This is a genomic window from Sphingomonas ginsenosidivorax (genome assembly GCF_007995065.1).
Lineage (GTDB): Bacteria > Pseudomonadota > Alphaproteobacteria > Sphingomonadales > Sphingomonadaceae > Sphingomonas > Sphingomonas ginsenosidivorax.
On sequence record NZ_VOQR01000001.1, the window covers coordinates 2,985,808 to 3,000,076 of the forward strand.

12 protein-coding genes are annotated in these 14,269 nt (G+C 67.8%); 8 read left to right on the forward strand and 4 right to left on the reverse strand.

Annotation, left to right across the window (positions count from 1 at the left end):
• Nucleotides 1-11 precede the first annotated feature (11 nt).
• From FSB78_RS13595 to FSB78_RS13620, 6 genes are all read left to right on the forward strand, one after another.
• Entirely contained in the window at nucleotides 12-530 is a 519-nt protein-coding gene (locus FSB78_RS13595; RefSeq protein ID WP_147083147.1) for a hemerythrin domain-containing protein, read from the forward strand.
• A 179-nt stretch (nucleotides 531-709) separates the two neighbouring features.
• Nucleotides 710-1,171 (forward strand): dihydrofolate reductase, encoded by a 462-nt coding sequence (locus FSB78_RS13600; protein WP_147083148.1) that lies wholly within the window; start codon nucleotides 710-712, stop codon nucleotides 1,169-1,171.
• A 185-nt stretch (nucleotides 1,172-1,356) separates the two neighbouring features.
• Nucleotides 1,357-2,280, forward strand: a complete 924-nt coding sequence (locus tag FSB78_RS13605) for a bifunctional riboflavin kinase/FAD synthetase (protein WP_147083149.1) — start codon at nucleotides 1,357-1,359, stop codon at nucleotides 2,278-2,280.
• 286 nt (nucleotides 2,281-2,566) lie between these two features.
• Nucleotides 2,567-5,530, forward strand: a complete 2,964-nt coding sequence (locus FSB78_RS13610; RefSeq protein WP_147083150.1) for an isoleucine--tRNA ligase — start codon at nucleotides 2,567-2,569, stop codon at nucleotides 5,528-5,530.
• Complete coding sequence (gene lspA, locus FSB78_RS13615) at nucleotides 5,523-6,026, forward strand: signal peptidase II (RefSeq protein ID WP_147083151.1); 504 nt, start codon at nucleotides 5,523-5,525, stop codon at nucleotides 6,024-6,026. The genes FSB78_RS13610 and lspA overlap by 8 nt, the downstream gene beginning before the upstream one ends.
• The gene (locus FSB78_RS13620) at nucleotides 6,019-6,432 is read left to right on the forward strand and encodes a DUF3035 domain-containing protein (RefSeq protein ID WP_147083152.1); all 414 of its coding nucleotides are present in this window, start codon (nucleotides 6,019-6,021) and stop codon (nucleotides 6,430-6,432) included. The genes lspA and FSB78_RS13620 overlap by 8 nt, the downstream gene beginning before the upstream one ends.
• A 151-nt stretch (nucleotides 6,433-6,583) precedes the next feature.
• Here the strand turns inward: FSB78_RS13620 and FSB78_RS13625 are convergent, their stop codons facing one another.
• From FSB78_RS13625 to FSB78_RS13640, 4 genes are all read right to left on the reverse strand, one after another.
• Nucleotides 6,584-7,432 carry a TorF family putative porin gene (locus FSB78_RS13625; protein ID WP_147083153.1) on the reverse strand — a complete coding sequence of 283 codons (849 nt, stop codon included), beginning with the start codon at nucleotides 7,430-7,432 and terminating at the stop codon, nucleotides 6,584-6,586.
• Nucleotides 7,433-7,621: 189 nt separating this feature from the next.
• Nucleotides 7,622-8,863: a cystathionine beta-lyase gene (metC, locus tag FSB78_RS13630; protein WP_147083154.1), complete on the reverse strand. Its 1,242-nt coding sequence runs from the start codon at nucleotides 8,861-8,863 to the stop codon at nucleotides 7,622-7,624.
• On the reverse strand, nucleotides 8,821-9,657 hold the full coding sequence (locus tag FSB78_RS13635; protein WP_147083155.1) for a sulfurtransferase: 837 nt from the start codon (nucleotides 9,655-9,657) through the stop codon (nucleotides 8,821-8,823). The genes metC and FSB78_RS13635 overlap by 43 nt, the downstream gene beginning before the upstream one ends.
• A gap of 21 nt (nucleotides 9,658-9,678) precedes the next feature.
• Nucleotides 9,679-11,226 (reverse strand): cryptochrome/photolyase family protein, encoded by a 1,548-nt coding sequence (locus tag FSB78_RS13640; RefSeq protein ID WP_242008280.1) that lies wholly within the window; start codon nucleotides 11,224-11,226, stop codon nucleotides 9,679-9,681.
• 155 nt (nucleotides 11,227-11,381) lie between these two features.
• Between FSB78_RS13640 and queF the strand changes: the two genes are divergently transcribed.
• On the forward strand, nucleotides 11,382-11,828 hold the full coding sequence (gene queF, locus FSB78_RS13645; RefSeq protein ID WP_147083157.1) for a preQ(1) synthase: 447 nt from the start codon (nucleotides 11,382-11,384) through the stop codon (nucleotides 11,826-11,828).
• 134 nt (nucleotides 11,829-11,962) lie between these two features.
• Nucleotides 11,963-14,233 carry a glycosyltransferase family 4 protein gene (locus FSB78_RS13650; protein WP_147083158.1) on the forward strand — a complete coding sequence of 757 codons (2,271 nt, stop codon included), beginning with the start codon at nucleotides 11,963-11,965 and terminating at the stop codon, nucleotides 14,231-14,233.
• Nucleotides 14,234-14,269: the final 36 nt, after the last annotated feature.

Below are 14,269 nucleotides of genomic sequence, written 5' to 3' on the forward strand. Positions count from 1 at the left end.
TTCGGACGCGCATGGACATCACACAGCTCATTCTCGACGAACACGCGCAGCAGCGCTCGCTCTTCGCCCAGATCGACTCGATCGACGCCAAAGATACCGAGGCGCTTTCCGCGCTCTGGACCCGCTTGAAAAACCTGCTCGATGCGCATGCCGAGGCCGAAGAACGCTTCTTCTACCCGCGCCTGATGAAGATCGGCACCGGCGGCAACGACGCCGACTCGGCCGCCGAGGAGACCGAGGACGCGATCGAGGATCACAACGACATCCGCGATACCGGCGAAGCGGTCGACAAGCACCCGGTCGGCTCGGACGCCTGGTTCGAAGCAGTCGGCGCATGCAACAAGGCGAACAGCGACCATCTCGCCGAGGAGGAGCGCCAGGGCCTCACCGACTTCCGCAAGCATGCGACGCTAGAGGAACGCCACGAACTCGGCGTCCGCTTCGCGGCGTTCGAGGCGAACCACCTCAACGGCGTCAAGGTCGTCGACAAGGACCCCGAGGCGTATGTGAAGGAACACGCGCCGGGCTGATCCCGCGTCCCCGTTGGCCGGATGCGCGCCCCTTCCGTCATCCCAGCGAAGGCTGGGATCTCCCGAGGCTCAAGCGCGCCCTCGCCGCGCGAGACCCCAGCCTGCGCTGGGGTGACGGATCGGGGGGTGCGACGAGCACGACACTTGGCGCCCCTCGCCCCATCCGCCATACCGCCCTGATGATCACCTTCTACCTCGCCCGCGCCACCAACGGCGTGATCGGTCGCGACGGCCAGCTCCCCTGGCGCCTCCCCGCCGACCTCAAGCGCTTCAAAGCGCTGACGATGGGCAAGCCGATGATCATGGGCCGGAAGACCTTCGAGAGCTTCCCGAGCCCCCTCCCCGGCCGCCGCCATATCGTGCTGACGCGCGGCGACTGGACCGCAGACGGCGCAGAGGTCGCGCACTCGGTAGACGCGGCGCTCGCGATGGCCGGCGACGACGTCGCGGTGATCGGCGGCGCGGAAATCTTCGCGCTGATGCTCCCCTACGCCGACCGGATCGAGCTGACCGAAGTCCACGGCGAACCCGAAGGCGACGTGGTCGTCCCCGCCTTCACCGGCTGGACCGAAGTCGCGCGCGAGGATCACCCCGCCGAGGGCGAGCGCCCGGCCTACAGCTTCGTGACGCTGACGCGCTGAACCGCCCCCTTTCCAGTACCCCGGCGAAGGCCGGGGCCCAGTTGGGGAACCGAAATAACAGCGGGGTACGCTTCGTTCCCAAAGCTTTCCCAACTGGGCCCCGGCCTTCGCCGGGGTACAGCAGCGATGCGATGCCTCACACTGCCGCTAGCGTCCCCCTTCCCACCCCCCTATAGCCCGCGACCATGCAGCGGCTCGACGGGGGCGCTTCGATCCCCCCGCATCTCGCCAAGGGAATCGTTGCGCTCGGCAATTTCGACGGATTTCATCTCGGCCACCAGGCGGCGGTCGCGCGCGCGATCGCCTGGGCAAAGGCCGAGGGGCGCCCCGCGCTGGTCGCGACGTTCGATCCGCATCCCGTCCGCCATTTCCGCCCCGACACGCCCCCGTTCCGCCTGACCACGCTCGACCAGCGCGAGCGGCTGTTCGCCGAGGCCGGCGCGGATGCGATGATCGTGTTCCACTTCGACGGCGACCTCGCCGGCCTGACCGCCGAGGACTTCATCGCCGAACGCCTCGAACGCGCGCTGCAGATCGCCGGCGTCGTGACCGGCGAGGACTTCACCTTCGGCAAGGCGAAGGGCGGCACCGTCGCGACGCTCGCCGCGCGCGGCCCCGTCCACGGCTTTCGCGCCGAAACCGTCGGTCCGGTCGCGCTCGACGGCGAGACGGTCTCCTCTACCCGCATCCGCGACGCGCTCCGCGCCGGCGACATGGCGACCGCTACCCGCCTGCTAACGCGGCCGTTCGCAATTCAGGGCGTGGTCCAGCACGGCGACAAGGTCGGCCGCACGATCGGCTATCCGACCGCGAACATCGACATGGGCAAGTATCTGCGCCCCGCCTACGGCATCTACGCGGTCACCGGCCGCCTCGACGACGGACGCATCCTGAATGGCGCTGCGAACCTCGGCATCCGCCCGAGCTTCGACCCACCCAAGGAACTGCTCGAACCCTTCTTCTTCGACTTCGCGGGCGACCTGTATGGACAGACGATCGAGGTCGCGCTGATCGACTATCTCCGCCCCGAAGCCAAGTTCGACAGCCTCGACGCACTGACGACGCAGATGGACGCCGACTGCGCACGCGCGCGCGAAATCCTCAAATAGGCGGTGAGGCGGCCGAAACCGCCATGCCTGCCTCAAGCCATCACGCCAGCGCCCAAACCGTCACGCCAGCCCCCAAACCGTCACCCCAGCCCCCAAACCGCCACCCCAGCGAAGGCTGGGGTCTCCCTCCATCAGCCGCGCGCTCGCCGCACGAGATCCCAGCCTGCGCTGGGATGACGAAATGGGCGGGGATGGCGACGCGCAAACCTCCGCGTCTCCGCACCTCCGCGTGAACCCATCTTCCCCATTTGTGTAAGACCGACAGCGCGGGTAAAGCCCGGCCCTCATGACCGACGCTCCCACGCCCGCCCCCGCCCGCGATTACCGCGACACCGTCTTCCTGCCGAAGACCGACTTCCCGATGAAGGCCGGCCTCGCCGCCAAGGAGCCGGCGATCCTCGAGCGCTGGGCCAAGCTCGGCCTCTACGACCGGCTGCGCGAACAGCGGCTCGGGCGCGAGCGGTTCATCCTGCACGACGGCCCGCCCTACGCGAACGGCGACATCCACATGGGCCACGCGATGAACAAGGTCCTGAAGGACATCATCGTCCGCTCGCAGTCGCTGATGGGCAAGGACGCGCCCTACGTCCCCGGCTGGGACTGCCACGGCCTGCCGATCGAGTGGAAGGTCGAGGAAGCCTATCGCGCGAAGAAGCTCAACAAGGACGACGTCCCCGTCGACCAGTTCCGCGCCGAATGCCGTGCCTATGCCGAGAAATGGGTCGACGTGCAGAAGGCGGAGTTCGAGCGCCTCGGCGTGATGGGCGACTGGGCCGACCCGTACCTCACGATGAAGTACGAGGCCGAGGCCGCGATCGTCGGCGAGCTGCTGAAGTTCGCCGAGAGCGGTCAGCTCTATCGCGGCGCCAAGCCGGTGATGTGGAGCCCGGTCGAGAAGACCGCGCTCGCCGAGGCCGAGGTCGAATATGAGGACATCGTCTCGACCCAGATCGACGTCGCGTTCGAGATCGTCGAGGCGCCGAACGCCCCCGAACTGGTCGGCGCGCATGCGGTGATCTGGACGACGACGCCGTGGACGATCCCGGTGAACCAGGCTTTGAGCTATGGGCCGGACATCGAGTATGTCCTCGTCGCGGACGGCGATCACCGGCTCCTGATCGCAGACGCGCTGATCGACAGCTTCTTTGCCCGTACCCTACCCTCCCGTCATCCCGGCGGAAGCCGGGACCCACTTATCCACGACGGAGACCTTGGCAAGGTGGGCCCCGGCGTCCGCCGGGGTGACGGAGAAGAGGGTGGCACCGCCATCCTTTGGCGCGGGAAGGGTTCGGACCTCGCCGACGCCACCGCACGCCACCCGATGCACGCGCTCGGCGGGTTCTTCGCGAAACCCCGCCCGTTCCTCCCGGGCAGCTTCGTCACGACCGACGCGGGCACCGGTCTCGTCCACATGTCTCCGGACCATGGCGAGGACGATTTCGAACTTTGCAAGCAGTACGGCATCGACCCCGTCTTCGCGGTCGACGGCGCTGGCATGTACCGCGCCGACTGGGCGTGGCTCGGCGGCCAGGGCTCGGTCATCAACAAGAAGTTCGTCAGCGCGGAAGGTCCGATCTGCACGGATCTGCGCGAAGCCGGCGCCCTCCTCGCGGCGAGCGACGACTTCAAGCACAGCTACCCCCATTCATGGCGCTCCAAGGCCAAGGTGATCTTCCGCGCGACGCCGCAATGGTTCATCCCGATGGACCGGAGCGAAACAGAGTCCCCCTCCCGCCTGCGGGAGGGGTTAGGGGAGGGCCTGTCCAACGACGCGTCCCTTTCCGGAACAAGCCCTCCCCCAACCCCTCCCGCGAGCGGGAGGGGAGCAGATAACGGCGCCACCCTCCGCGAAATCGCCCTCGACGCGATCGCCGCCACCACCTGGATCCCCGCCCGCGCGGAAAACCGCATCACCTCGATGGTGCAGGGCCGCCCCGACTGGGTCATCAGCCGCCAGCGCGCCTGGGGCGTCCCGATCGCGCTGTTCGTCGACCGCGCGACCGGCCAGTACCTCAACGATCCCGCGGTCAACGCGCGCATCGTCGCGGCCTTCCGCGAACACGGCGCCGACGCCTGGTACGCCGACGGCCACCAGGCGTTGCTCGGCCCCGACTACGATCTTGCCGATTACGAGGTCGTGAAGGACATCCTCGACGTCTGGTTCGACTCCGGCTGCACGCACGTCTTCACCGTCGAGGCGCGCTACGGCGAAGGCACGCGCGCCAACCTCTATCTCGAAGGCTCCGACCAGCATCGCGGCTGGTTCCAGTCGAGCCTCCTCGAATCCTGCGGGACCCGCGGTCGTGCGCCGTACGACGCGGTCCTCACGCACGGCTTCGCGCTCGACGGCCAGGGCCGGAAGATGTCGAAGTCGCTCGGCAACGTCGTAGACCCGCTCAAGATCATCGGCGAGAGCGGCGCGGACATCCTGCGCATGTGGGTCGCCTCGACCGACTATTTCGACGACGTGAAGATCGGCAAGGAAGTCCTCGCCACCGCCAGCGACGCGTACCGCAAACTGCGCAACACCTTCCGCTACATGCTCGGCGCCCTGGACGGCTTCGAGGAGTCAGAACGGGTCGCGGTCGCCGACATGCCGGAGCTCGAGCGCTACGTGCTCCACCGCCTCGACATGATCGACACCGAGCTGCGCCAGGCGGCGGAAGGCTATGAGTTCAACCGCTACACCCGGCTGCTCACCGACTTCGCGAACGAAGACCTGTCGGCCTTCTTCTTCGATATCCGCAAGGATTCCCTCTATTGCGACGCGCCCGGCGACATCAAGCGCCGGTCGTACCGCACGGTGCTCGACGTGCTGTTCCACGCGCTGGTCCGCTACGCGGCGCCCGTCCTCTGCTTCACCGCCGAGGAGGTGTGGCAGGCCCGCTTCCCGAGCGACGAGGGATCGGTCCATTATCTCGAATGGCCACTGCTCCCGACGGTCGAGGTCGACGGCGCGAAATGGCACGAGATCCGCGCGCTGCGCGAGCGCGTGACCGAGGCGATCGAGCCGCTGCGCCGCGAGAAGACGGTGCGATCGAGCCTCGAGGCCGAGGTCGGCGTGCCGAGCATGCCGCTCGACGCCGCCGGTCTGACCGAGGCGTTCATCGTCGCCAAGGTGACCGAGGGCGACCTGTCGGTGACTCGCACCGCGTTCCACAAATGCGGCCGCTGCTGGCGGCACCTGCCCGAAGTGCAGACCGACGGCGAGCTCTGCAACCGCTGTGAAAGCGTGGTCGGCGATGCGTAACCTGCCCCGCGCCGGGATCGCCACTGCGATCGCTCTGTTCATCGCCGACCAGCTCAGCAAGTTCGTCGTCACGCAGAGCCTCGGGATCGACTCGCTCGGCGACGCGACGACGATCACGTCGTTCTTCGACCTGCGCTTCGTGCCCAATATCGGGATCTCGCTGGGGCTCCTGCCCGCCGACGGTCACCTCACGCGCTGGGCGCTGATCGCGCTGACGGGCGCGATCTCGGTCGGCGTCGCGATCTGGATGACGCGCGAGAAGAACCGCGCGGACCAGATTGCGCTGGGCTTCGTGCTGGGCGGGGCGCTCGGCAATATCCTCGACCGCGCGCGGCTCGGCTATGTCGTCGACTTCTGCGACCTGCATATCGGCGACTGGCGTCCGTTTTTGGTCTTCAATGTCGCCGACGCAGCGATTACGGTCGGCGTGCTCGTCCTGCTTGTTCGAGCCCTTCTCGTGCGCGAGAAGCCCCCTGTGGAGAAGTCCCATGCGTAAGTTTGTGCCCCTGGCCGCCGGCCTCGCGAGCGTCGCCCTGCTGTCCGGTTGCGGCGCGGGTCGCAGCCTCGACCGCGCACGCCCCGACGAGTTCGCCGTCGCACGCCAGGCACCGCTGGTGATCCCGCCCGACTTCAGCCTGGTCCCGCCGCAGCCCGGCGCCGCGCGCCCGCAGGACACCGCCGCCAACGCGCAGACGCTCGACGCGCTGTTCGGCGGCGCCGCGCCGCGCAGCGCCAGCGAACGTTCGACGATCAACGCGGCGGGCGACGATTCGGACGACCCCGGCATCCGCTCGAGCGTCGGCGATCCCGGCACGACCGTCGTCGACAAGGGATCGACGACGCGCGACATCGTCGCCGCGCCCGAAGGCGACGGCCAGGACGCCCGCACCACCGCGAACTGATCGGGTCTTACCCAAACAAAAAGGGCGATCCCTCGCGGGGCCGCCCTTTTTCGTGTTCGTCATCCTGACGAAAGTCAGGATCCAGGGCCCCAGGCGGCACCGCCCGAACCCTGGATCCCGGGCCAAACCCGGGATGACGGATAGGCGCGGATCAGAACGCCGCGGTCAGCGACACCACGACCTTGCCGTTCGCGATCGACCCGGTGCCGTCCTGCCCCTCGCTGAAGCTCGGCTGCAGATAGGCCGATTCGCCGCGGCCGATGTCGGTGTCGACATACGCCACGCCGAGCGTCAGCGGCGTGCTCGGGATCGTGTAGTCCGCGCCGAGCAGCCAGTCGAAATATTCGCCGGTCGGCGCGACGCTGGTCGCGAACGGGCCGAGGCCCTTGTTGCCGTTCGAATAGCCGATATGGCCCTTCACGGTCAGCCCGGTACCCGGCACGCCGCTGCTGACGTCGCCCCACAGATACAGGTTGCTGTCCTTGGCGCCCGGCCGGTCATAGACGCCGTTCGCCGCCGACGTGCCGTTCGAATACCACGGGCCCAGCGCCTCCTGCTTGGGCGCGAAGGCGACGCCTGCGGTCAGGTTGACCGGCCCTGCAGTGCCCGACAGCTTGGCATAGGGTTCGATGAAGTCGGTGTTGTCGAAGCCGTTCGGGTACATGTACCAGGTCGCGCCGACGTCGAGCGACCCGCCGCCGACCGGCAGCTTGAACCCGGCGATGAGGTCGAGCTCCATGTTGGCGCCGCCGAACGTGCCCCATCCGGCGAGGTTCGACCCCCAGGTGCCGACATAGAGGCCGCTTTCATGCGTCGCGGTCAGGCCGCCCTGGATCGCCAGGTTCTCGTCCGACTGCGACACGCCGCGGAAGCGATAGTCGCTGACGAGCCCGACCGACCCCGTCACCGTGATCGGCTTGGGCGGAGCGGAATCCTGCGCGAACACAGGGGTGGCGGCGGCGAGCGCGATGCCGCCGAGCAGTAGAGTGGAGAAGCGCATCGTTTCCCTTTCGAAACCGGAAGTCGATGTCCGCCCTGCATCCCGCGAACGCCGCCTCTTCTCGCCCGGAGTCCGAGAGGGGTCTTTTCAACGGTGGTAAATAGATGACAGTGGGTATTGCGGTGCACAAGGCGTTTCTTGCGTCGCGCCGGGGATTGACGCGCACTATGTTGCGCAAGCGCAACAGTGTCAGCCGCGATAGGCCGCCAGCCCCCGCTCCAGATCGGCGATCAGGTCGTCCGGGTCTTCGAGGCCGATCTGCAACCGGACCATCGGCCCCGCGAACGCACGATCGGTGACGCTGCGGTGCCGCTGCGGGTCGACCGGCAGCGCCAGGCTTTCGAACCCGCCCCAGCTATAGCCGATGCCGAACAGCTCCAGCGTATCGATGAGCGCCGCGCGCGCGCCATTGTCGCCGCCGTTCAGGACGAACGAGAACAGCCCGCTCGATCCCTTGAAGTCGCGCACGAAGATGTCATGCCCCGGGCAATCGGGCAGCGCCGGGTGCAGCACCTGCGCGACCTCGGGCCGCGTCTTCAGCCACTGCGCGATCTGCAGCGCGCTCGCCTGGTGCTGCTTCAGCCGCACGCCCATCGTGCGCAGCCCGCGGCTGCCGAGCCAGCAATCGTCGGGGCTCGCGACCTGCCCGAGCTGGAAGCTGGTGTCGCGCAACGCCTTGAAATGGCCGGGTCCGGCCGTCACCGATCCCAGCATCGCGTCCGAATGGCCGACGACATATTTGGTGCAGGCGAGGATCGTCAGGTCGACGCCGCGCGCGATCGCCGGGAAGAACAACGGCGTCGCCCAGGTGTTGTCGAGCAGGGTCGTCACGCCGCGCGCCTTGGCCGCCGCGACGATCGCGGGCACGTCCTGGACCTCGAAGCTCAGCGACCCGGGGCTCTCCATCAGGATCGCGCGCGTGGTATCGCCGATCAGGTCGGCGATCCCGGCACCCACCAGCGGATCGTAGAAGCGCGTGGCGATCCCGAACCGCTTGAGCAGCCCCATCGCCATCCCGCGCGTCGGGTCATAGGCGCTGTCGGGCAGCAGCAGCTCGTCGCCGGGCGAAAGCACCGACAGCAACGCGGCGGCGATCGCCGCGACGCCCGATCCGTAGAGGAACGTGCCCTCCGCCCCCGGCTCCAGGCTGGTCAGCGCATCGGCGAGGCTCCACTGCGTCGGCGTGCCCTTGCGGCCGTAAAACAGCCGGTGGTGCGTGTCCCTGCCCGCCGCATCGCGCAGATGCTGGACCGAATCGTAGAGGATCGTCGACGCGCGCCAGACCGGCGGATTGACGATCCCGCCGCCTTCGGCGCTATGCGTCCATTCGGCACGGCGCCCCGCCGACACCAGCCGCGTCGCGTCGCCGATCGGCCGGTCGCTCGCGCTCACGCGCCCAGCGCCTTGGGAGTCGCGGGATCGGCGCCCCATTCGGACCAGCTGCCGTCATAGAGCGCCACGTCCGCCCCCAGCAGATGCGCGCCGAACGCCACGACGGCGGCAGTGATCCCCGAGCCGCAGGTCGTGACCATCGGCCGGTCGAGATCGACGCCAGCCTCGACGAACGCCGCCTTCAAAGCATCGCCGCGCTTCCAGATGCCCTCGGCCGTGAACAACCTGGTGTACGGCAGGCTCTTCGACCCCGGGATATGCCCAGATGCCACGCCCGCGCGCGGATCCGCCTCTTCGCCGGTGAACCGCGCGGCCGAGCGTGCATCGACGACCTGTTCCGCCCCGCTCTCGAGATTGGCCGTCATCGCGGTGAGGTCGCGCACCGCGACGTCGCCCGGCTGGACGGTGAAGTGACGATGCCGCGGGGCCTCTGTCCCCGAAGCCGTCTCGCGGCCCTCCGCGCGCCACTTGGCGATCCCGCCGTCGAGGATCGCGACGTCGCGCATGCCGAACAGCCGCAACAGAAACCAGGCGCGCGCCGACGTATGCCAGGGCGAGCTGTCGTAAAGGACGATCCGGCACCCGTCGCCCAGCCCCAGTGCCTGCATCCGGCTGGCGAACTTCGCGGGGCCAGGCACGGTATTGGGCAGTTCGTCGTCGGTGTCGCGCAATTCGGCGAGGTTCAGGAACACCGCACCCGGAATATGCGCGGCGTCATACTCCGCCGCCGCATCGCGGCCGGTCGCCGCATCGATATAGGTCGCATCGACGACGCGGAGATCGCGCGCACCCAGTTCGCCCGCCAGCCATTCGGTGGTCACCAACGCGTCCATGTCCGGTCTCCTCAGGCGCGATCAGTACCCGGCAGGCCCGCTTGCGTCGAGCGAATCGAGAAACGCCTCGGCCTGCGCCCGCGTCGCGTCGCGGTCCGCCTGCGTCTGCTTCGCCCAGTTGCGATACGGCATCGCGAGCCGCGGATTGCGCCCCAGCTTGTCCTCGTGCCGCGCCAGGAAATCCCAGTAGAGCGCATTGAACGGGCACGCATCGGGCCCGATGCGCTGCTTCACGTCGTACCGGCAGCGCCCGCAATAATCCGACATCCGGTTGATGTAGGCGCCCGACGAGACGTACGGCTTCGACCCCAGCAGCCCGCCGTCTCCGAACTGGCTCATCCCGAGCGTATTCGGCAGCTCGACCCATTCATACGCATCGACATAGACTTCGAGGTACCAGAGATGGACCTTGGCAGGATCGGCGCCGATCAGCAGCGCGAAGTTGCCCGTCACCATCAGCCGCTGGATATGATGCGCGTGCGCGGTCTCCAGCGTCTGGCCGATCGCCTGCGAGAGGCAATGCATGTCGGTCTCGCCGGTCCAGTACCAGTTCGGCAGCTCGCGGGTATGGCCGAGGAAGTTGCGCTCGACATAGTCCGGCCCCTCGCGCCAGTAGATCCCGCGCATATATTCGCGCCAGCCGATGATCTGACGGACATAGCCCTCGACCGCATTCAGCGGCGCACGGCCCGCGCGATACTGCGCCTCCGCGCGACGGCACAGGTCGAGCGGATCGAGCAGCCCCGAATTGATGTACGGGCTGAGGATCGAATGCCACAGATAGCGCTCGCCGCTGAGCATCGCGTCCTCGTAATCGCCGAACTGCGGCAGCGCATGCTTGAAGAAATACGTCGCCTGCCGCTCGGCATCGGCGGCGGTGACGGCGTAGTCGAACTCGTCGAGGCTGCCGGGATGGTCGGCGAACCGGTCGGCGACCAGCGAGAGAACCTCCTGCGTGATCGCGTCGGGCTTGAACGCCAGCGGCCGCGGCATCAGGAGGTCGGCCTTGGCCGGCTTGCGGTTCTCCTTGTCGAAGTTCCAGCGGCCGCCCTCGGGCTTGCCGTCGGCCATCAGCAGGTCGGTCTTCACGCGCATTTCGCGGTAGAACCATTCCATCGTCAGCGACTTCCGCGCCTCCGCCCAGGCGGCGAACTCGGCATGGCTGGCGAGGAAGCGGTCGTCGGTGCGGATATCGACGGGAATGCCGAACAGCGTCTCCCAGCTCTCCAGCATCGCCATCACGCGCCACTCGCCCGCCTCGGTCACGACGATCCGCTCGGGATCGTGCCGCCCGATCGCGCGGGCGACCTCGCCGGTGAAGCTGTCGGTCGCATCGGCATCGTCGAGTTTGACGTAGTCGACGGTCCACCCTGCGTCGCGCAGCGCTTCGGCGTGGTGACGCATCGCCGAGAGGATATAGGCGATCTTGCGCTTGTGGTGGCGGACATAGGTCGTCTCGTCGGCGACCTCCATCATCAGCACGACGGTGGTGGCCGGGTCGGCGTCGCGAAGCGCGGCGATGTCGATCGTGAGCTGGTCGCCAAGGACCACGGCGAGAGTTTGGGTCACCACCCCCACTCCTTCGTCACCCCGGGCTCGTCCCGGGGTCCAGGATTCCGCACGCCGGACGTGTTGCTTCCCGGAACCCTGGATGCCGGGACGAGCCCGGCATGGCGATCCCCCACATCTTCCACCCGCGCCCCCATGCCCCTACATCCCGCTTCATGACACCTACGCATCTCGGCCAAACCAGCACCCTCCCCGCCACTCCAGAAGAGGCGATCCTCGATTATGTTCCGAACCCCAGGCGGGGCCAGACCTATCTGGTGCGCTTCGCGGTGCCCGAGTTCACCTCGCTCTGCCCGGTCACCGGCCAGCCCGATTTCGCGCATCTCGTCATCGACTATGTCCCCGGCGAGACGATCGTCGAATCGAAGTCGCTGAAACTGTTCCTGGGGTCGTTCCGCAACCACGCGGCGTTCCACGAGGACTGCACGGTCGGCATCGGGATGCGCCTGTTCGACGAAATGGAGCCCGCCTGGCTGCGCATCGGCGGCTATTGGTATCCGCGCGGCGGCATCCCGATCGATGTGTTCTGGCAATCCTCGGCGCCGCCCGCCGGCCTGTGGCTGCCCGACCAGGGCGTCAGCGCCTATCGCGGGCGGGGCTGACCCTCCACCCGCTGCGGGTTCCGCCATATCCTGTTGCGATGCAACAATAATGAAACTTTATGCTACGGCGCTCGTTCGAGACATACGCGGTTCAGGTTAAACCCTAGCCGCGTGCTCAAACGAGGGACAATCGGATGGTGAAACCGGCGGACGGAGGCAATATCGCGCGACTGGCGCTGATCGGTAATTTCTTGCCCAGGCTGTGCGGTATCGCGACCTTCACGACCGACGTGTTCACCGCGCTCCGCGCGAGCTTTCCCGACATCGCCGTCGACGTCTACGCGATGGACGATCATCCCGGCCGCTACGACTATCCACCCGAGGTCACCGCGACGATCCCAGAGGCCGACCTCTCCGCCTATATCGAGACCGCACGCGCGATCGAGACTAGCGGCGCGCAGGCGATTTGGGTCCAGCACGAATACGGCATCTTCGGCGGGCCGTCGGGCGAACATATCCTGACGCTGCTCGACCGCACGACCCTGCCGGTCATCGTCACGCTGCACACCGTCCTCGAAAAGCCGAGTGTCGACGAACGCCGTGTGCTCGAGGGCTTGCTGCGCCGGGCATCGCGCGTCATCGTGATGGCCGAGCGCGGCCGCGACATCCTGCAGCGCGTCTATGGCGCCAACCCGCGCCAGATCGTCATGATCCCACACGGCGTGCCCGACCGTGACCTGCTCGACACGTCGGTGAACAAGGCGAAGTTCGGCTGGGAAGGCCGCAAGGTCGTCCTGACCTTCGGCCTGCTCGCGCCCAACAAGGGCATCGAGACGGTGATCGAGGCGCTGCCCACGGTGATCGCGCGCCATCCCGACCTGCTCTACGTCGTGCTCGGCGCGACGCACCCGAACCTCGTCGCGCATGAGGGCGAGAAGTATCGCGACACGCTGAAGGCCCTCGCGGCCGACCGCGGCGTCAGCGACAACATCACCTTCATCGACGCATTCCTCGAACATGGCGAGCTCATCGATTATCTGCAGGCCGCGGACATCTATCTGACGCCCTATACGAACCCCGCCCAGATCACCTCGGGGACGCTGTCCTACGCGATCGGCGTCGGCCGGCCGGTCATCTCGACGCCGTACGTCCACGCGACCGAGATCCTGGCCGACGGCCACGGCGTGCTCGTCCCGTTCCGCGACGTCGCCGCGTTCGCGCGTGAGATCGACGCGCTGCTGTCGAGCGACCGCGACCGCACCCGCCTGTCGGAGCGCGCCTATGCACGCGGCCGCACGATGATCTGGCCGAAGCTGGCCGAGGCTGCCCTCGCCGAGATCCGCGCGGTCGTCGCCGCCCGCCCTTTCCGCCTGGCGAAACCGCAGCCGCCGCTTAAACCGCTCGCACCCGATTTCGCGGCGGTCGAGCGGATGAGCGATTCGACGGGCATGCTGCAGCATTCGATCTATTCGGTGCCGGATCGCCGCCACGGCTATTGCATCGACGACAACGCACGCGCGCTGATCCTGATGAGCGCGATGCCCGACCTGGACGAGGTCACGCGCGACAAATGGGCAACGATCTACGCATCATTCGTCCAATACGCCTGGAACCCCGACGAACGCCGCTTCCGCAACTTCATGCGGTTCGATCGCAGCTGGTGCGAGGATGTCGGGTCGGAGGATTCGAACGGCCGTACGCTCTGGGCGCTGGGCGTCACCGCGCGGGACGCCCAGATGGCGAAGCACCGCGACTGGGCCACGGCGCTGTTCGACGCGACCGCCAGCCTGGCCCTCGAATTGGGGAGCCTGCGCGCGCAGGGTTTCGCGATGCTCGGCGCGGCGGCGATGCTAGAGGCCAAGCCCGGCCACCGGCTGTCGCTCGAGATCCTGCGGAAATTCCCCGACATCCACCTCGCGCTGCTGGCGGAGGCGCGCCGTCCCGAATGGCAGTGGTTCGAGATCGTGCTCGCCTATGACAATGCCCGCCTGCCCCAGGCGCTGATCCGCGCGGGCCAAGCGCTCGGGCGACAGGACCTGATCGACTGCGGGCTGTCGACGCTCGACTGGATCGTCGGCAAGCAGACCTCGCCGGAGGGCCGCTTCCGCGCGGTCGGCAGCGAGAGCTTCGGCCGCCCCTATGCCGAGCCGCTGCAGTTCGACCAGCAGCCGCTCGAGGCGCAGGCGACCGTCGACGCCTGCGCGGCCGCGTTCGACGCCACCGGCGACCGCCGCTGGCACGACGAGGCGCAGCGCGCCTATGGCTGGTTCCTCGGCGCGAACGACCTCGACCTGCCGCTGGCCAGCATCAACGACGGCGGCTGTTTCGACGGATTGATGCCGACCGGGCTCAACCGCAACCAGGGCGCCGAGTCGATTCTCGCCTTGCAGCTCGCCAATTGCGCCATTTCTGGGGTTTCAAAGGCATCGCAAAGCGTGGCAGGAGCTTCGCGCGTCGTCGCATAATTTTCGTGCGGCATCCTGTTGGGCCGACCCGGGGAC

Bases quoted from the DNA above. Each gene is read 5' to 3' on its own strand.
- FSB78_RS13620 (WP_147083152.1), top strand. From the start codon at position 6,019: ATGCGTAAGTTTGTGCCCCTGGCCGCCGGCCTCGCGAGCGTCGCCCTG.
- FSB78_RS13650 (WP_147083158.1), top strand. From the start codon at position 11,963: ATGGTGAAACCGGCGGACGGAGGCAATATCGCGCGACTGGCGCTGATC.
- FSB78_RS13610 (WP_147083150.1), top strand. From the start codon at position 2,567: ATGACCGACGCTCCCACGCCCGCCCCCGCCCGCGATTACCGCGACACC.
- metC (WP_147083154.1), bottom strand. From the start codon at position 8,863: ATGGGGCGCCGATCCCGCGACTCCCAAGGCGCTGGGCGCGTGAGCGCG.
- FSB78_RS13595 (WP_147083147.1), top strand. From the start codon at position 12: ATGGACATCACACAGCTCATTCTCGACGAACACGCGCAGCAGCGCTCG.
- FSB78_RS13605 (WP_147083149.1), top strand. From the start codon at position 1,357: ATGCAGCGGCTCGACGGGGGCGCTTCGATCCCCCCGCATCTCGCCAAG.
- queF (WP_147083157.1), top strand. From the start codon at position 11,382: ATGACACCTACGCATCTCGGCCAAACCAGCACCCTCCCCGCCACTCCA.
- FSB78_RS13635 (WP_147083155.1), bottom strand. From the start codon at position 9,657: ATGGACGCGTTGGTGACCACCGAATGGCTGGCGGGCGAACTGGGTGCG.
- lspA (WP_147083151.1), top strand. From the start codon at position 5,523: ATGCGTAACCTGCCCCGCGCCGGGATCGCCACTGCGATCGCTCTGTTC.
- FSB78_RS13600 (WP_147083148.1), top strand. From the start codon at position 710: ATGATCACCTTCTACCTCGCCCGCGCCACCAACGGCGTGATCGGTCGC.
- FSB78_RS13625 (WP_147083153.1), bottom strand. From the start codon at position 7,432: ATGCGCTTCTCCACTCTACTGCTCGGCGGCATCGCGCTCGCCGCCGCC.